General features: G+C 44.7%; 14 protein-coding genes. 7 read left to right on the top strand and 7 right to left on the bottom strand.

All coding sequences use genetic code 11. The annotated features are described in order from the left end of the window. Window positions 1-91 precede the first annotated feature (91 nt). From IP510_RS01130 to IP510_RS01150, 5 genes are all read right to left on the bottom strand, one after another. A complete protein-coding gene (locus IP510_RS01130) occupies window positions 92-2407 on the bottom strand; it encodes an FdhF/YdeP family oxidoreductase (RefSeq protein ID WP_194362960.1) in 2316 nt (771 codons plus the stop codon). Window positions 2408-2567: 160 nt separating this feature from the next. Next, on the bottom strand, window positions 2568-3362 hold the full coding sequence (locus IP510_RS01135) for an ABC transporter ATP-binding protein (RefSeq protein ID WP_194362961.1): 795 nt from the start codon (window positions 3360-3362) through the stop codon (window positions 2568-2570). Window positions 3363-3426: 64 nt separating this feature from the next. Further along, window positions 3427-4326 (bottom strand): ABC transporter permease, encoded by a 900-nt coding sequence (locus tag IP510_RS01140; RefSeq protein WP_194362962.1) that lies wholly within the window; start codon window positions 4324-4326, stop codon window positions 3427-3429. Window positions 4327-4682: 356 nt separating this feature from the next. Next, window positions 4683-5708 (bottom strand): ABC transporter substrate-binding protein, encoded by a 1026-nt coding sequence (locus IP510_RS01145; protein WP_194362963.1) that lies wholly within the window; start codon window positions 5706-5708, stop codon window positions 4683-4685. Window positions 5709-5800: 92 nt separating this feature from the next. Next, window positions 5801-6841 (bottom strand): ABC transporter substrate-binding protein, encoded by a 1041-nt coding sequence (locus tag IP510_RS01150; protein ID WP_194362964.1) that lies wholly within the window; start codon window positions 6839-6841, stop codon window positions 5801-5803. Window positions 6842-7267: 426 nt separating this feature from the next. On the opposite strand from IP510_RS01150, the gene IP510_RS01155 reads away from it, so the two are divergent. Continuing rightward, window positions 7268-7657: a hypothetical protein gene (locus tag IP510_RS01155; RefSeq protein WP_194362965.1), complete on the top strand. Its 390-nt coding sequence runs from the start codon at window positions 7268-7270 to the stop codon at window positions 7655-7657. Between the two features lie 93 nt (window positions 7658-7750). Here the strand turns inward: IP510_RS01155 and metG are convergent, their stop codons facing one another. Together metG and IP510_RS01165 are read right to left on the bottom strand one after the other, a co-directional pair. Beyond that, window positions 7751-9856, bottom strand: coding sequence for a methionine--tRNA ligase (metG, locus tag IP510_RS01160; RefSeq protein WP_194362966.1), 2106 nt, complete (start codon window positions 9854-9856; stop codon window positions 7751-7753). A gap of 488 nt (window positions 9857-10344) precedes the next feature. Beyond that, window positions 10345-11760: a GntP family permease gene (locus tag IP510_RS01165; RefSeq protein ID WP_194362967.1), complete on the bottom strand. Its 1416-nt coding sequence runs from the start codon at window positions 11758-11760 to the stop codon at window positions 10345-10347. Between the two features lie 410 nt (window positions 11761-12170). Between IP510_RS01165 and IP510_RS01170 the strand changes: the two genes are divergently transcribed. From IP510_RS01170 to dcd, 6 genes are all read left to right on the top strand, one after another. After that, window positions 12171-13511, top strand: coding sequence for a short-chain fatty acid transporter (locus IP510_RS01170; protein WP_194362968.1), 1341 nt, complete (start codon window positions 12171-12173; stop codon window positions 13509-13511). 255 nt (window positions 13512-13766) lie between these two features. Next, complete coding sequence (locus tag IP510_RS01175) at window positions 13767-14468, top strand: CoA transferase subunit A (RefSeq protein WP_194362969.1); 702 nt, start codon at window positions 13767-13769, stop codon at window positions 14466-14468. A gap of 103 nt (window positions 14469-14571) precedes the next feature. Then, window positions 14572-15201 carry a 3-oxoacid CoA-transferase subunit B gene (locus IP510_RS01180; protein WP_194362970.1) on the top strand — a complete coding sequence of 210 codons (630 nt, stop codon included), beginning with the start codon at window positions 14572-14574 and terminating at the stop codon, window positions 15199-15201. A gap of 128 nt (window positions 15202-15329) precedes the next feature. Further along, on the top strand, window positions 15330-16130 hold the full coding sequence (locus IP510_RS01185) for a 3-hydroxybutyrate dehydrogenase (protein WP_194362971.1): 801 nt from the start codon (window positions 15330-15332) through the stop codon (window positions 16128-16130). Window positions 16131-16334: 204 nt separating this feature from the next. Beyond that, a complete protein-coding gene (gene apbC, locus IP510_RS01190; protein WP_194362972.1) occupies window positions 16335-17561 on the top strand; it encodes an iron-sulfur cluster carrier protein ApbC in 1227 nt (408 codons plus the stop codon). Between the two features lie 176 nt (window positions 17562-17737). Further along, the gene (dcd, locus tag IP510_RS01195; RefSeq protein WP_010199897.1) at window positions 17738-18313 is read left to right on the top strand and encodes a dCTP deaminase; all 576 of its coding nucleotides are present in this window, start codon (window positions 17738-17740) and stop codon (window positions 18311-18313) included. The last annotated feature ends 34 nt before the right edge of the window (window positions 18314-18347 follow it).

The raw sequence follows: 18347 nt of genomic DNA on the forward strand, positions 1-18347 counted from the left end.
CTAAAATTATGAGCGTGCTTATGGTCATTTAGAGGAGTAGCCAATGAAAATGATATGTTCATTGGCTATCCGCAGTCGGGCTTAGGTAGGATCAGGCAGGTTCAGCGGTGCTTGCTTCTACGCGCTCCAAAACGATGGTGGTCGATTTGTACGCTGGTATATGAGAATCTGGCGCATGCGTATCCAAATCAAAAAGGTCATTGCATTCTGGATAGTAAGCAGCAACCGCGTTGGAGGCAATGTCCATCTCAGTCAATACCAATGGCCCTAATATTCGTGGTTGCTCTAGGCTGTCATCAGCGCGCTGGCGAGAGACCATGACACGATCCCCTTTTTGCCAGCCCAAACGGCTTATCTCATCTGGATGCATGAATAGCACGTCACGGCGATCGGTTTGACGATAGCGGTCTTTAAACCCGAAGATCATAGTGTTGAATTGATCATGGCTACGGACACTGGTCAATTGCCAAACCTTTTGCGCTGTATCTTCACTATCATCGATATCGTTTGCGGCTGCCATTTGTGCAGCGACAAAAGTAATCGGATATTGTGGTACTTCAAACTGGGCTTTGCCACTTTCAGTATTCCATACACGATGACGCGCCGCATGATATAAATGAAAGCCACGCTCAGTGGTGCGGATGCGCTGATTAAAGTCTTCAAATCCATTAATCGCTTGAGCAATATAGTCTCGAATAATATCAAAATCTTCACTCATCGCAAGCCAAGGAATAGATAAGTCAGCACCGAGTACATGAGTCGCGATATCTGCCACGATTTGCGCTTCAGATTTCAGAGTATCGCTAACGGGTTTGAGCGTGCCCTGAGTAGGTACGATCTGACACATAGAATCTTCGATAGTCGCAAACTGATCACCCTTTGTCGTGACAATACGCTCAGTACGACCCAAGCAGGGCAGGATCAAATTATTTGCCCCTGGGTATAGCATGGTTTCATTGAGCTTGGTACCGACAAATATATTCAGCTGAGTGGTGGTTAAGGCTTGCTCAATGGCACTGGTATCTGGTGCCGCTACGGCATAGTTACCACCCATGCCCATAAAGACTTTTAGCTTACCTGCGATAAGAGCCTTAGCACCAGTGACAACGTCATAACCATGCTCTTGCGGCATAGGATGCTCAAACACACGCTCAAGACTGTCTAGTAAGCTCTTGCTAGGGCGTTCATGTATACCCATGGTGCGATCACCCTGTACGTTGGAATGCCCACGTACGGGAGAGGCACCGGCACCATCGATACCAATCATGCCCATCAGTAATAGCAAGTTGGTAATCATCGCGACGTTGTCATCACCCTGCACATGCTGAGTAATGCCCATGCCCCATGTACAAATCGTCGCTGGGCTATCAGATACCAACTCAGCAAGATTGATAATCTCCGCTTGAGATATGCCGCATCCAAGCGTGATATCTGTCCAGTTTTGCGCTGTTAGCCACTTTTTTAAAGGCTCAAAACCTGACGTGTGAGTGGTAATAAAGTCATGATTGATTTTATCGTTTTCGATCAGCCATTTGGCAATGCCTGTTAACAATGCAGCATCCCCACCGATTTGAATCTGAATGACCTCATCGACCATGTCATCACTTTGACCGGCTGCCATGTGAGTTGGTTTTTGTGGATTTCTAAATTTGCTTAGGCCTTGCTCACGCATCGGATTGATTGAGATGATTCGGCAGCCTTGCTCGTGAGAATGTGCAAGCATTTCCAGCATCCGTGGATGGTTGGTCGCTGGGTTTTGTCCAAACATTAATATCAATTTGGCTTGCTCAAAATCTTCTAGCTTGACCGTTGCTTTGCCAATGCCTAGCTGTCTGCCTAGCATCACAGAGGTCGGCTCGTGACACATATTAGAGCAATCAGGCAGATTATTGGTTCCAAAGCAGCGAACAAATAGCTGAAATAAAAACGCAGGCTCATTGGTGACACGGCCTGAGGTATAAAATAACGCTTCATGGGGTGAATCAAGCTGCCCCAATTGCTCAGCGATGATGCGATAAGCATTTTCCCAAGCAATAGGGACGTAGCGATCTTGCGCGGCATCATAAACCATCGGTTCTGATAGGCGGCCACTATGCTCAAGCTCGTAACCAGACCATCCTTGTAGCTCAGTGACAGTATGACGTGCAAAAAACTGGGCATCTGCCTTATGCGTCATAGTCTCACTAGCAATGACCTTGATACCATTTTCACAGACATCGATGGCTTTGTGCGATTTATGGTCAGGCCATGCGCAGCCTGGGCAGTCAAATCCGCCTTGAGGTTGATTGCTTTTAAATACGCTGATACTACCTCGCAAAAATGTCTTATAGTCCATAAGCTTCTGAGTAGAGGAGATTAGCGCAGGCCAACCAGCGGCAGGGTGGGAGTAAATAGGAATTTTGCGCATGACAGACCTCATATATAAGTGAAAACAGCGAAGCTTTGATAGACGACAACTATATAATGGACAATGGAAAGTTCCTATGAGCATTAACTATAGATAACAAAAAACCCCCAAGAAAAATCAATTCTCTTGGAGGTTTGGGGGGAATGTCATATTTGATAGGCTAGCTTAAAATCAGGCTATCATCTTCAACTTTTTCGCCACGTGTTTGCTCAAACATATCGAGCAAGTCATGCACAGTCATGCCTTGACGTTTGTCGCCTGACACATCAAGTACTACTTGACCTTGGTGTAGCATCACGGTGCGTGTACCATGTGCCAATGCTTGTTGCATGGAATGTGTGACCATCATCGTGGTCAACTTATTGTCCGTGACAATCTTATCAGTCAATTCTAAGACAAACGCCGCTGTCTTTGGATCAAGGGCGGCTGTGTGCTCATCAAGCAATAAAATCTTAGATGGCTGTAGCGATGCCATAAGTAGACTGACCGCTTGACGTTGGCCACCAGATAGCAGCCCCATACGGTCTGTTAAGCGATTCTCTAGCCCAAGCTTGAGCACTGATAGTTTTTCTCGGAACAAGTCGCGGTTATTCGGATTTAGGGCAAAGCTTAAACCACGTTTACCGCCGCGCTTGTAGGCCAATGCCATGTTTTCTTCGATGGTCAGCGCTTCACAAGTCCCAGCCATCGGATCCTGAAAGACACGAGCTACCCAGTGTGCACGCTGGTGGGCTGTTTTTTTGGTGACATCAATGCCATTGAGCAGAATTGAACCGCTATCAACACGTGTCGTACCACTTACTGCATTTAAAAAAGTCGATTTCCCCGCGCCATTGGTACCAATCACGGTGACAAATTCACCATCCGCAATATCAAGGTTAATACCACGCAGCGCAGGGTTTTCGATTGGCGTGCCTGGGTTAAAGGTCAGCCGTAAATCAGTGGCTTGCATCATAATCGTTATTCCTTATTGTCTTATCAAGCGTCGCAAGGTGTATGAATACCTGCTGTAGTTGTCGTTAGGCGCGCACCTTACGAGATAAAAACTTGGTTTTCGCTTTTGGCAATACCAAGGCCAATACCACAAGAAGTGCGGTAATCAAGTTCAAATCCTGCGGGCCAAAGCCAATGCTGCGCAGTGTGTCGCTTGATAGTGCCACTTGAATAAACAATTTATACAATACTGCACCAATAATAACGGCAAAAGTAATCAGCCAAATACGCTTGGCAGGGATGATGGTCTCACCAATGATGACAGCTGCTAGACCAATGACGATCGTACCGATACCGATAGAGATGTCTGCACCGCCTTGGGTCTGGACAAACAGCGCCCCTGCGAGCGCAATCAAACCATTAGAGACGGCCATACCGATGATGGTCATCCATGAGGTATTGATGCCTTGTGCCTGCGCCATACGTAAGTTGGAACCAGTTGCGCGCATGGAAAGGCCGGTTTCAGTATTATAAAACCAGTCTAGCAATAGTTTCGCAGCAATAATGACGACCCCAATGATTAAGCAGCGCATCCAATAGCCGTTGCTGTCGGTCACCAAGCTACTAAATACCGTGGTTTCACCCAGTAGCGGTAAGTTTGGCGCGCCCATAATACGCAGGTTGACAGAATACAATGCCACCATGACCAAAATACTGGCCAATAGCTGCAAAATGCCAAGTTTGACATGCAACCATGCAGTTACAATGCCGGCAACCGCACCTGCAAGCATACCAAAGGCACAGGCTAGCCAAGGGTTAACCCCTGCCACAATAGAGATACCAGCGACAGCGCCGCCCAGCGGAAAACTGCCATCTGCGGTCAAGTCTGGAAAGTCGAGCGTTCGGAATGAGATGAGCACGCCAAGTGCTACTAGGCCGTAAATCAAGCCACTCTCGAGTGCACCAAAAAAAGCAATTAAGGACATAAGATATTAGTCGGTTATCATCAAGCGTTTAGCGATTATTATCATAAGCACACAGTAGCAAAGGTTTTACCCATGCTATCTATAGGCCTATATAACCCAAACGGCTAAGCGGTGAATTTAACAGATTAAGCAATCTGCGGTTAGGGTAAACCAAAACATCTTCCTATGAGGAATGAGCATAAAATACCTTGGTTCGAAATTCGGTTTTAATGCTTATATCACATTAAAAATAACCCAGCTCATATACCAGTAGCTGGGTCATTTTTATACTGAAATAATAGCAGTAAATATCAGCAACAATCTAGGATTAAACCATTAATATAATCGTTTGACATGATGCTTATATTCAGAGGGCGCTATTCTACCACTTCTTTTGCTTTATCGATAACCGCTTGTGGCAATGTGATGCCTTCTAATTTGGCATTTTTTGGACTGACGTACAAATCAAGTGCTTGAGGGGTATAAACAGGGATATCACCCGCTTTTTCACCGTTCAAAATACGCACCACAATTTTACCGGTTTCGCGGCCAAGTGCATAATAGTCAACGCCCAACGCAGCAATAGCACCACGTGCAACAGAGCTGGTGTCTGAGGCAACCAGTGGGATTTTGCTTTCTTTGGCGACTTGGAATAGCGACTCGTAAGCAGATACCACGTTATTATCGGTTGACGTGTAAATCATATCGACCTTGCCAGCTAGACTACGTGCTGCCATAGCAATATCCGTACTGCGCTGAGCAGGTGCTTCGTGTACCGTGATGCCCATTGGGGTCAGTTTTTCTTTTAGATTTTTTAGGATGATAGTCGAGTTCACTTCACCTGGGCTATAAACATAGCCCACATTTTTCAAACTTGGAATGATTTGGCGCATCAATTCAATTTGTGGCTCATAAGGGAGCGCATCAGAACCGCCAGTCACATTGGTGCCAGAACCATCAAGCTTAGAGACCAGTTTGGCTTCTACTGGGTCAGTCACCGCAGAGAATACCAAAGGAATAGTGCTGGTAGCTGCCGCAACCGATTGTGCTGATGGCGTACCAATGGCAACGATAACGTCTGAGTTGTCTGCAACAAATTGCTTGGCAATCTGACCAGCGGTTGCGGTGTTACCCTGTGCACTTTGGAAGTTAACGGTTAAGTTTTCACCTTCTGTAAAACCTGCTTCAGCAAGCTCTTCAATCACCCCTTTACGCACGTCATCAAGGGCTGGATGCTCAACGATGGCCGTAATGGCAACGGTTTTCATAGCGGTTGCCGCATCGGCAGTGGCCGCGCCATCATTGGCCGTGGTGTCTTCTGCTGACTGGCTACAACCGGTCAAAATAGCGGTACAAACACCGCCCCATAGTAAGGCTTTAGCAAAACGATTCTGATACAACATGGGTGTTACTCCTAAAAATAATAATGTGTCCATACATAAATAGTTAATGTGCTTATTAAGCGTTTACTGCTGGTTGTTGCTCTTATTGCGGGTTACTTGTTATCGGTTTTTGCTTTGGTATCCACATCAACAGCGTTTTTCATCATCTCTGCTGATAGGCTAACGCCTTGTGCTTTGGCATGTTTCGGGCTGACATATAACGTTAAGTCATTCATGATCTCAGGCTTGATGGTGCTGACAGCCTCGCCATTTAAAATTCTATAAACCATTTTGCCAGTCTTGCGACCAAAGTCATAGTCATTAACGCCTAAAGCAGCCGTCGCCCCGCGTTGTACACTAAACTCATCAGAGGCCACAATCGGCATTTTTAGCTCATTTGCCGCTTGTGTCATGGCTTCAAACGCAGAGGCCACGTTATTGTCCATTGAGGTATAGATGATATCAGCGCGCCCTTGTAGACTGCGCGTTGCCATACCGATATCGGTTGGGCGATTGGCAGGTATGTCTAAAATAGACAAGCCACGCGTTGGCAACATCTCTTTTAGCCTGTCACGCAGAGCTACTGAGTTGGCTTCACCAGGGCTATACACATAACCGATGGTTTTGGCATTTGGTTTGATTTGTTGTAATAAGTCAATTTGCGGCTCTAAAGGTAACTGGCTCGACAATCCCGTCAAGTTAGCTTGAAACGGGGTGCCATCTGCATTGATGAGCTTGGCTGCGAGTGGGTCTGAAACCGCTGTATATACAATCGGCACACTCGTGGTCGACGCCACAACGGATTGTGCTGATGGGGTAGATATGGCCACGATAGCATCTGGATTGTCTCCAGCAAACTGCTTGGCAATCTGACCAGCTGTTGCAGTATTGCCTTGTGCGCTTTGGAAATTAATGGTCAGATTTTGGCCTTCAATATAACCATTGTCTGCCAACTCATCAATGATGCCGCGGCGCATGTCATCTAGTGAGGGATGCTCAACAATCTGTGTGATGGCCAGCGTTTTGGCTGGTTTATCGGTTGTTGCCGTGTTATCAGTGGTTGCCTTATCGTCAGCGCTTGAGCAGCCGATTAGGCCAAGCGTACTGATGGCAATGCTGCATAAGCTTAGGCGTATAGTAGAAGCAATGGTCATTATTAGTCTGGCTCATAGGTTAGAGAGTGCAGGTCAGCCGAATGACAGCAATATCAGTCCTGTAATGTCAGTTCTGTGATGTCAAATCTGCGATAGTAGGCTAACTTCGAGGCGATCGATTCCTTGATCATTATGGCTATATTATGACAGCAATGTAACTTATCGCAATAAAAAATTCAGTCGTGTTCGTCACAGGTGTTAATAAGGAGTAGGTTGGCTATCTTATTCAGTAAAATCGCCATCAAAAATCTTACAAGCTAGCAACGCATCTATTACGGACTGCCTTCATAATTCACGTAAGCTAATTTTTATACGAGAATCATAATGAGTCTGAAAGTCATATCATCATTATGATGACATAGTGAATGTACAACACACTCTACTGTTTATCTGATTTTTTCGAATGAATATTTTAAGGATAATATTATGAATACTGCTAATCTTAAGTTATTAACCATTGCTGGTATCACGGCTACTTCATTAGTTTGCTTGCCTGCTATGGCAAAAGACAACCATGGTAACGGGCATGGAAATGCCAAGGGTAACTCCGCTCATATTAGTAAAGATTATAAGCATAGTGGCAATGCCCACCCTAATATCAACGCTTATCGCAATGCTAGCCCTAATGCCTCGTTTAAGCGTGATCTTGATAAGTATGGTTATAGAGTAGTCGGTAAGATTGATAGAAGAGATTATGATCGTTCTGTCGTTTTAGACCGTTACGATGACCGTTACGTTCGTATTCGCACGCCAGAAAATAACATTGTGATAGTGATTAATGATACGTTGCAGATCATCGATGTTTTAACCAGATAAATATAAGATTCGATTTTTAACTGTTGTATAAATCAACCATAAAAAAGATGCCGCTAGGGCATCTTTTTTATTTTTTACTACTAAAAATAACCGTTAAGCTAGCACGTCACCAACGACACAAGCATCTGGCAAGGTAACGACCGTTAATCCTGTCTTCGGATCGCCAGTTGATAGTACCATGCCTTCTGATACGCCAAATTTCATCTTACGCGGGGCAAGGTTGGTCACACAAATGACTTTCTTATTGACCAATTGCTCAGGCTCATAGAACTTGCGAATACCGCTAAACACATTGCGCGGCTTGTCTTCACCTACATCTAAAGTAAACTGTAATAGCTTATCAGCACCTTCTACATGGTTGCAGGCAACAACGTGAGCCACTTTCATCTCAACTTTGGCAAAGTCTTCGATACCAATATAGTCAGCTTGTTCAGCATCAGTACTAGCATCTGTTGCAGATGCTTTGTCTTTTGCGGTAGGCTTACTATTATCAGTCGCAGCAGGAGCGTCTGCTTGAGTTAATGATGCTTTAGAATCTTCTACCATCGCTTCAATATCTTTTTCTTCGATACGTTGCATCAGTGGTTTGAACTTATTAATTTTATGACCAAGTAACCACTGGTTACGGCTAGCGAAGTCTAAGCTGTCAATGTTTAAGAATGCTTTGGCATTATTGGTCAGCTCAGGCAATACAGGTGCTAGATACACCATCAACTGACGGAAGATGTTAATCGCGACTGAGCAGACGTCTTGAACTTCTTGTTCAGTGCCCTCTAATTTCGCGAGTGACCATGGCTTCTTGGCATCGATATATTCATTGGCTTTATCCGCACACTGCATGATTAAACGCATAGCACGTGAGAATTCACGATTCTCATAGGCAGCAGCAATCTCATCGCCCGTTTTGGTGATGTCTTCTAAGAGCTCTGACTCGACGCAAATCTCTGACAGCATACCGTCGTACTTCTTAACCAAGAACCCAGCACTACGACTGGCGATATTGACGACTTTACCAACCAAGTCAGAGTTGACCTTTTGCATAAAGTCTTCTAAATCTAGATTAATATCTTCGACTTTGTCAGACAGTTTGCTGGCGAAATAATAACGCAGGTATTCAGGATGCAGATGCTCAGCATACGTCTCGGCCTTAATAAAAGTGCCGCGTGACTTACTCATTTTTTCGCCATTGACCATCAAGAAACCATGGGCAAAGACGCCAGTCGGCGTACGTAATTCGCTACCAGCTAGCATCGCTGGCCAAAACAGCGCATGGAAGTAAACGATGTCTTTGCCAATGAAGTGATAAACCTCAGTTTTGTGCTCGTTTTCTTGCATCCAATAACGGTCAAAATCAAGCGCGTTATCAGTCCCTGCACGCTTATCACACAGGTTTTTAAAGCTTGCCATGTAGCCGACTGGCGCATCTAGCCACACATAAAAATACTTGTCTGGCTCATCGCTTGGGGTATCTGGAATTTGGAAACCAAAATAGGGCGCATCACGTGAGATGTCCCAAGTCGCCAAACCTGCTTCAAACCACTCTTGCAATTTATTGGCGACCGACGTTTGCAAACGGTTGTCGCTGCGTGTCCAGTCTTTTAAGAACTGCTCAAACTCTGGCAAATTAAAGAAATAATGCTTGGAGGTTTTGAGTATAGGCGTTGCACCAGACAACGTAGATTGTGGATTTTTAAGTTCGGTGGCATTGTATGTGGTGCCACACACTTCGCAGTTGTCGCCGTATTGGTCGGCTGATCCACATTCAGGGCAAGTGCCTTTGACAAATCGATCGGCTAAAAATAACTGCTTTTCAGGATCAAATAACTGCTCAACATCTTTGGTACTAATATGACCTGCACTGCTTAAACGACGATAAATCAGCTCAGAAAATTCTTTGTTTTCTTCTGAATGGGTAGAATGATAGTTATCAAAATTAATCAAGAATTTGGCAAAGTCGGCTTCATGTGAGGCTTTCACTGTGGCGATTTGCTCTTCTGGTGTGATACCGTTATCTTGTGCCTTTAGCATGATGGCGGTGCCATGAGCATCATCGGCGCAGACATAAGTGACCTGATGGCCTTGCGCTTTCATCGCACGTACCCAAATGTCTGTCTGAATATACTCTACAAGATGCCCCAAATGAATGTAGCCGTTGGCGTAGGGCAAGGCACTGGTTACTAAAATCTCACGCACTTTCATCACCTATATTTTTATATGAACGGGTTGGTTATAACAGGCTTTACGCCATCAGCTGTTGTTGGCAGATGCACTATTATAAAGTCTAAACATTATGAAAATTAAAAATGGTGTCTATGATACCGTAATTCAGCCAAATTTGTGCCATTGCTTGGTAATTAACTCTGTCAGCACAGGCGTTGACCACGCACTTTTTAGCCAGCTCTACTTAGGGCGTGTCATCAATTAGCACATTAACGCATTTAGGGGCCTTAAAATGGCTAAATTTTGCTAAACATCGTCAGTAATTTTGTCAATATGTTCATATTAACGGCAATTTCTTCCTTGTTTATCTACAATTTTTCTCATTTTAAGTCTCACAATCTGATTGATGACACGCCCTAGGTCAGGGATTCACCATAAAAATGCGCCAGTAAAAACCCCACTCAGCCAGTTACTGAGTGGGGTTTTTATTTTAATATTAAAAGTAATGCTTGGATATTGTGTGTGCGTTAGAACGAGCCAAACATCGTACCCAAAATAATGACCACTGTCACAGCGACCAATGGAATAACCATTGTCACCATGGCCAAGTTCAAATAAGACTGCTTGTGTGTTAATCCGCAAATAGCGAGTAGGGTGATGACAGCACCACTGTGCGGTAGCGTATCAAGACCACCCGCTGCCATGACGGCCACGCGATGCATCAGCTCAGGGTCGATACCAGCATTGACTGCCATTCTGAGATAGTCCTCACCCAATGTCGACAGCGCAATACTCAAACCACCAGAGGATGAGCCTGTGATACCAGCCAGCGTAGTCATTGCGACTGCTTCTGATATCAAAGGGTTGTCAGGGGTTAAGTTTAGGATACTGTCACGAATGATAAGGAAGCCTGCGAGTGACGCGATAACCGCACCGTAGCCCACTTCTGATGCGGTATTAAAAATCGGCAACATAGAGTCGTAAGTACCACGGTTAATGGTTTTTTGTAGATTATTCCAATGTCCGATACGTAGCAGAATCAACACCACACAAGCCACGACCAATGAGATGATGATTGACCATAATCCGAGTGAGCCTGCGATATTTAAGTCAGGAAACTGCGCCTGTAGACTACTAAAATCTATCGATGGGAAAACCACATAGGTCAACAAAGCGTTCAAGCCAATGACCAATACGAGTGGAATCATTGCAATGGTAAACGAGGTGTGATGCGTATTTAATGCTTCAGCTTCCTGTGTGTCTGCACCAAGCCCGCCCACATCCTCTTCATCATGCTGACCATAGCCTTCGCCCGCTGCATTGGCTTTTCTGGCGCGTGATTGTAACCACATCCAACCACAAATAAACATAATCGTACCACCGATAATACCCAAAATAGGGGCGGCAAATACGTTGGTGTTGTAGTAAGGAATTGGAATAGCATTCTGAATGGCTGGCGTACCTGGTAGGGCAGTCATCGTAAACGTAAATGACCCTAGAGCAATCGCTGCTGGAATCAAACGTTTTGGGATATCTGCGGCTCTAAACAAGTCTTTGGCGATTGGATAGATAGCAAAAGCCACAACGAACAACGATACGCCGCCATAAGTCAAAATAGCACAGACCAAAATCACAGCAAGTATGGCTTTACTTGCGCCAAGCTTTTCGACGACCGTATTGGCAATGGCGGTTGCTGCGCCAGAGTCTGCCATTAAGCGTCCAAATAGGGCGCCTAGCAAGAATATTGGAAAGAATTTGAGTAAGAATCCACTTAACGCGCCCATAAAGACATCGGTATAGGCGGGAATGGTACTTAAGAAATCACCTGATAATAAGACTGCTAATGTCGCCATAATCGGTGCTAAGATCAACACAGAGTAACCGCGATAAGCGAAGAACATCAGTAATAATAGGGTAATGACAATAGCAAGCGTACTAAACATGACGGCCCTCCTTGGCAAAAAATTAAGGCAGCGAGTATGCCGTGCTTATCAATATAGGTCAATTAAATTAATCAGAATAAGCCTATTTTGTCTGTTTTACTAAACATAATTCCAGACTAATATACTGTTGGCTATCGATATTCTGTCGACCTATAGGGTGCAGGGTGTTGACTCGCATGCGCTGCTTGTTATTTTCTAGTCGCTACGAAAATAATATGTTAAGTTAGCACAACTGTTTCATGCATGATATAGCGAGATAAAATGTATTGTTATGGATAATAATGTAAAATATAATGCTTGCCATTTATCAGATGGAGTACGCAGTCGTCGCTCTCAAGTCTGATAAACATCGAATAAAGCTCTAACAATAACTCTTAAAACCAAACATCAAATTTACAAGGAATGTGAATATGTTTAGTGCCATCACTAATGCGAGCGTACAGTTAGTCAACCGCTATCTACCATCCCCATTCGTGTTTTCGATCGTTTTGACCCTCATTGCATTTGCTGTAGGACTGGCAATTACTGGCCAAGATATGATTGCGATGGCAGGGCATTGGGGCAATGGACTGTGGTCACTGCATAGCTTTGCTATGCAAATGGCATTGGTTTTAGTGACAGGCTATGCCTTTGCCAGTGCGCCATTCATTCAACGCTTATTGGACAATCTGGCTAGTCGTGTTCACTCTCCTACGACCGCCATTATCGTATCGACCTTGGTGGGATTGGTTGGTTCATGGATAAACTGGGGTTTCGGTCTGATCATCGGGGCTATCTTTGCAAAGGCACTGGCAAAAAAAGTGGCCAACGTCGACTATCCGCTATTGGTCGCTGCTGCTTACTCAGGTTTCGTGATTTGGCATGGCGGTTTTTCAGGTTCGATACCACTGACGCTCAGCTCGGGCGGTGAGACACTGTTGACGTTATCAGGCAATACCATGACGGAAGCGGTGCCTCTGTCACAGACGGTATTTGCAGGTTATAACTTACTGCTAGTGGGTCTGCTTATTGTCATTTTGCCCCTCGTCAATCGCTTTATGCATCCAAAAAATCCTACCGTCATTGATCCTAAGCTCATCAAAGAAGAGGTATACGTCGCACCTCAAAGAGATACGCCTGCACAAAAACTAGATGACAGCCGTATTATCGCTGTGATCTTGCTAGCATTGGCACTGATGTACTATATTAGCGAGTTTGGCACCAATGGGTTTAACTTGGGGCTAAATATTGTCATCGGGCTATTCTTATTCATAGGTTTGCTATCGCATGGCACGTTAGAGCGTTATTATCGCGCCGTACACTCAGGTATCGGTGGCATCACAGGTATTGTGTTATTGTTCCCATTCTATGGCGGTATCATGGGCATCATGACAGGTGCAAACGCTGATGGTATATCTATCAGTACGCAGGTTACGGAGTTTTTTGTCAATTCAGCTTCTGCCGACAGTTTTCCGATTTTTGCATTTTTGAGTGCTGGTCTGGTCAATGTCTTTGTGCCGTCAGGTGGTGGGCAGTTTGCCGTACAGGGCCCTGTTATGATTCCAGCTGGTATTGAACTGGGCGTCAATCCAGCCGTTACTGCCATGGCGATTGCATGGGGTGATGCGTGGACCAACATGATTCAGCCATTTTGGGCCTTGCCATTACTAGGTATCGCAGGTTTGGATGCGCGAGCCATCATGGGTTATTGCCTGATCGTACTAGCAGTATCTGGTGCCATTATCATGAGCGTATTTTGGCTATTGGTATAGTCATTCCACTATAAAAGTATTACTGGGCTAACCTCGCTTGAAGTATTTAATATACATCTACACTCGGTTGCCTTGTACTATTTTTAAATTGAATCGACTATATGGCGTTATAACGCTCAAAAGAAAAATAAGCATGATGAGTTTTCGTTGTTAGGTTTCATTAAAAGCAACAAGCAAATGGATAATTGAAATACTTAATTCAGCATTAGGTTATGCACGGATTAAAAATATAAATAACAGTCATAGGAGACAAGCATGAGTCAGTCAAAAGTATATAACAGTGCCGAAGAAGCGCTAAAAGGCGTCGTTAGTGATGGGCAAACGCTCGCGATCGGTGGCTTTGGTCTATGCGGCATTCCAGAGGCGCTAATTGGAGCATTACGCGATAGCAAGGTTAAAGGCTTGACCTGTATCAGTAATAACGCGGGCGTGGATGACTTCGGTCTTGGCCTGTTACTGCAGACTCGCCAGATCAAAAAAATGATTTCATCATACGTGGGTGAAAATAAAGAGTTTGAGCGCCAGTACTTGGCAGGCGAGTTAGAAGTTGAGTTGACGCCGCAAGGGACATTGGCTGAAAAACTGCGCTCAGGCGGTGCTGGTATTCCTGCATTTTATACCGCAACGGGCGTAGGTACGTTGGTTGCTGAAGGCAAAGAGACTCGTGATTTTGATGGGCGTACTTATGTGTTGGAGCATACACTACGTGCTGATGTCGCCTTAATCAAAGCGCAAAAAGCAGATAAAGCGGGCAATCTAATCTTTAACAAGACTGCTCGCAATTTTAATCCAGACTGTGCAATGGCGGGTAAAATCACCATCGTCGAAGTCGAAGAAATCGTTGAGACAGGCACCTTTGATCCAGATGAAGTGCATCTACCGGGTATTTTTGTTCAGCGTATTGTATTGAATAATAGCCCTGAAAAACGTATCGAAAAAACCACGACTAAAGCTTAATTGTGTTTGAAACTAATAATCAGTTTTTATATTCATGACAGTTTAGATAGCTCATCGTTTAGATAAGTAAAAATAGAATATCGTAAAAAATAAGGAAATCAGCATGGCATGGACAAGAGAGCAAATGGCGCAACGCGCCGCACAGGAATTACAAGACGGCTATTACGTAAACTTAGGCATTGGCCTGCCAACGTTAGTCGCCAACTATATTCCTGAAGGCGTGGATGTGTGGTTACAATCAGAGAACGGCTTACTAGGGATTGGCGAGTTTCCAACAGTAGATAAAGTCGATGCTGACTTGATTAATGCTGGCAAGCAAACGGTCACAGCAGCGCCAGGCTCCAGCTATTTTAGCAGCTCAGAGTCTTTTGCGATGATTCGTGGCGGTCATGTTAATTTGGCAATATTGGGCGCGATGGAAGTATCAGAAAATGGTGATTTAGCCAACTGGATGATTCCTAAAAAGATGGTCAAAGGTATGGGCGGGGCGATGGATTTGGTCGCAGGCGTACAGCGCGTGATTGTCCTAATGGAACAAGTCAATAAACACGGCGAACCAAAAATTCTGGCCAATTGCGAATTACCACTGACGGGCAAAGGCGTGGTCGATCGTATCATTACTGAGCTTGCCGTATTAGACGTTACTGATAATGGTCTAAAATTGGTTGAGCTGGCAGATGGTGTGAGCTTTGACGAGTTACAAGAAAAAACGCCCGTCAACATTATCCAGTAATGTGATTGTCTTAAAATCAATGAGCTTTATCCCGCAGATAAATACGCCACTATGATTATAGTGGCGTATTCATTCAGTTCTATTTTTATAAAAACTAATAATATTTTAGACCATGATAAGGAATATGTATGGCGACCCAATTACAACAAGATTTGACAGGCAAAGTAGCATTGGTCACTGGCTCTGCAAGTGGTATCGGACGTGACATCGCTGAGACTTATGCAAAAGCAGGGGCAGCGGTTGGTATTGCCGATATCAATCTTGAAGCAGCACAGAAAACCGTTGATGCGATTGAAGCTGCTGGTGGGCGTGCTCTGGCGATTGCCATGGATGTTACGTCAGAAGATGCGGTAAATGACGGTATACAGCAGCTAGTTGATACTTTTGGTGGCATTGATATTTTGGTTTCGAATGCTGGTATTCAGATCATCGATCCTATCGATAAAATGGCTTTTAGCGATTGGAAAAAAATGCTCAACATTCACTTGGATGGTGCATTTTTGACCACTAAAGCCGCGATTAAGCATATGTATAAAGGCGATAAAGGTGGCACGGTCATTTATATGGGCTCTGCTCATTCGCATGAGGCTTCACTATATAAAGCCCCTTATGTGACCGCGAAGCATGGTCTACTAGGACTGTGCCGTGTACTCGCTAAAGAAGGTGCAGCACATAAAGTACGTTCGCATGTGATTTGTCCAGGCTTTGTTAAAACACCTTTGGTCGAAAAACAAATCCCCGAGCAAGCGGCTGAAAAGGGCATCAGTGAAGAGTCAGTTATTAACGATATCATGCTAGTGAACACAGTAGATAAAGAATTTACGACGGTAGAAGACATTGCCCAATTGGCACTATTTTTAGCCGCTTTTCCAACCAACGTATTTACAGGACAGTCTATCGTGGCCAGCCATGGTTGGTTTATGAATTAAGCGATATATGTAAATGCTAAAAACCACAAGGACGGTCATACTGGCGTTGTGGTTTTTTTATGCTTGTAATTCAGCTACACTATCACGATAAAAGGTTTGGCTAAACGGCTCTATCGGCTCACCACCAGCATGTGTTAGATATGCTGCGATATGCCTTAAGCAGTTTGCCACACCTATCCACTTGTATAGGCAACAATAGTCGCTATGTTTAATTTTATGAAAAAAAAGCCCACAGAAGAAACGCCGCAGTTGCAAGCGGAACGAGACAGCGCTGTCGATAAGGTATTGCTGGGTTACGAGATAAACTCGGTCAGTATTGCCACCATGGTCACCGGCCTTGAGCGTAAAGGCGATGCACTCACGTTAGACTTGCGTCTGCCGAAAGATAGTAATCCTGAAGCCATTCAGCAAGAGCTGGGACAGTTGCTACATCCGCATGGCATTACCACGATTCATATGAATGTGCGTCTGCCTGCGCCAGAAAAAGGCTCAGGTTCAAGCTTACCAAAGGCAATGCCAAAAACGACTGACGCGATGGTGTCTCAATCTAAACCATCATCGAACGTTGATAGCAGTGCTAACAATACCGATGCTGAGCCAACAATCACTAAAGCAGCACCAACACAAGCCTCATTAGCAGCGCATCCTCGTATTCGTCATATCATCGTGGTAGCATCAGGCAAAGGCGGTGTTGGTAAATCGACAACGACAGTCAATATCGCGTTGGCATTGCAAAAGCTTGGTAATCGTGTTGGTGTGCTTGATGCTGACATTTACGGCCCTAGTATGCCAACCATGTTAGGCGTTGCTGACGTAAAACCGCAGTTAGAGAACGAGCAGTTCGTGCCAGTTGATGCGCATGGTATGGCAATGCTCTCTATCGGTAGCTTGCTTGATGGGGACAATACACCTGTTGCATGGCGTGGACCTAAAGCGACCGGGGCATTGATGCAGTTATACAATCAAACCAACTGGCCGCAGCTAGACTATCTAGTAATTGATATGCCACCCGGTACGGGTGATATACAGCTGACATTGGCGCAGCGTATTCCAGTCACGGGTGCTGTCATTGTCACGACTCCGCAGCATGTTGCCTTACTCGATGCGCAAAAAGGCATTGAGATGTTTAACAAAACCAACATTCCGGTGCTGGGTGTGGTTGAAAACATGGCGCTACATACCTGTAGCAACTGTAACCACACCGAAGCGATCTTTGGGTCTGGCGGCGGTGAGTTTATCGCTGAGCAGTATCAGGTGCCATTACTGGGTCAGTTGCCACTTGCGAGTGGTATTCGTGCACAAGTAGATAAAGGCATACCGAGTGTCTTGGCTGATGATGAGTTTGCGAGCTACTATGTGAGCATTGCAAAAAATATCGAAGCCAATATCAACAAATTTGCCAAACCTATTGATGACAAGCGGATTTTTTAGCGAGTATTGATAACAATAGCTGTAAAGAATAAAAATGATATAAGGTGATGGTGGTTTGAATATCCTGAAGTCAATGTGGGATAAAAAAGCAAGTAGGATAAAACAGCCATCACGCTATAAATTTTGCCATCACTTCCGTATAATCGTCGCTATTAAATATTTGCTAAGGAACAAAAATGTCTATTAAGTCTGACCGCTGGATTCGTAAAATGGCTGAAGAGCATGGCATGATTGAGCCATTTGAAGCCGGTCAAGTACGTTTCAATGATGCAGGCGAGCGTTTGGTGAGCTATGGCACCTCAAGCTATGGTTATGACGTGCGCTGTGCACCTGAGTTTAAAGTTTTTACCAATGTACATTCAGTCGTGGTTGATCCTAAAAACTTCGATGAAAAAAGCTTTATCGATATCGTTGGTGATGAGTGTATCATTCCACCAAACTCATTCGCACTCGCTCGTACGATGGAATATTTCCGTATTCCACGTGATGTATTGACCATCTGCCTTGGCAAATCAACTTACGCGCGCTGCGGTATCATCGTCAACGTGACGCCGCTTGAGCCTGAATGGGAAGGGCACGTCACGCTAGAGTTTAGTAATACCACCAATTTGCCAGCACGTATCTATGCAGGTGAAGGGGTCGCGCAAATGCTGTTTTTCCAAAGCGATGCTGATGATGTCTGCGAGACCAGCTATAAAGATCGTGGTGGTAAATACCAAGGTCAGCGCGGTGTCACACTACCGCGGACGTAATGATATTAAAGATATAAGCATTGAGTAATGTATA

Origin of the sequence: Psychrobacter sp. NG254 (assembly GCF_015277735.1) — a bacterium.
Lineage (GTDB): Bacteria > Pseudomonadota > Gammaproteobacteria > Pseudomonadales > Moraxellaceae > Psychrobacter.

Coding starts and splice junctions, on each gene's coding strand:
- IP510_RS01130 (WP_194362960.1), bottom strand. CDS start 2,407: ATGCGCAAAATTCCTATTTACTCCCACCCTGCCGCTGGTTGGCCTGCG.
- IP510_RS01135 (WP_194362961.1), bottom strand. CDS start 3,362: ATGATGCAAGCCACTGATTTACGGCTGACCTTTAACCCAGGCACGCCA.
- IP510_RS01140 (WP_194362962.1), bottom strand. CDS start 4,326: ATGTCCTTAATTGCTTTTTTTGGTGCACTCGAGAGTGGCTTGATTTAC.
- IP510_RS01145 (WP_194362963.1), bottom strand. CDS start 5,708: ATGTTGTATCAGAATCGTTTTGCTAAAGCCTTACTATGGGGCGGTGTT.
- IP510_RS01150 (WP_194362964.1), bottom strand. CDS start 6,841: ATGACCATTGCTTCTACTATACGCCTAAGCTTATGCAGCATTGCCATC.
- IP510_RS01155 (WP_194362965.1), top strand. CDS start 7,268: ATGAATACTGCTAATCTTAAGTTATTAACCATTGCTGGTATCACGGCT.
- metG (WP_194362966.1), bottom strand. CDS start 9,856: ATGAAAGTGCGTGAGATTTTAGTAACCAGTGCCTTGCCCTACGCCAAC.
- IP510_RS01165 (WP_194362967.1), bottom strand. CDS start 11,760: ATGTTTAGTACGCTTGCTATTGTCATTACCCTATTATTACTGATGTTC.
- IP510_RS01170 (WP_194362968.1), top strand. CDS start 12,171: ATGTTTAGTGCCATCACTAATGCGAGCGTACAGTTAGTCAACCGCTAT.
- IP510_RS01175 (WP_194362969.1), top strand. CDS start 13,767: ATGAGTCAGTCAAAAGTATATAACAGTGCCGAAGAAGCGCTAAAAGGC.
- IP510_RS01180 (WP_194362970.1), top strand. CDS start 14,572: ATGGCATGGACAAGAGAGCAAATGGCGCAACGCGCCGCACAGGAATTA.
- IP510_RS01185 (WP_194362971.1), top strand. CDS start 15,330: ATGGCGACCCAATTACAACAAGATTTGACAGGCAAAGTAGCATTGGTC.
- apbC (WP_194362972.1), top strand. CDS start 16,335: ATGTTTAATTTTATGAAAAAAAAGCCCACAGAAGAAACGCCGCAGTTG.
- dcd (WP_010199897.1), top strand. CDS start 17,738: ATGTCTATTAAGTCTGACCGCTGGATTCGTAAAATGGCTGAAGAGCAT.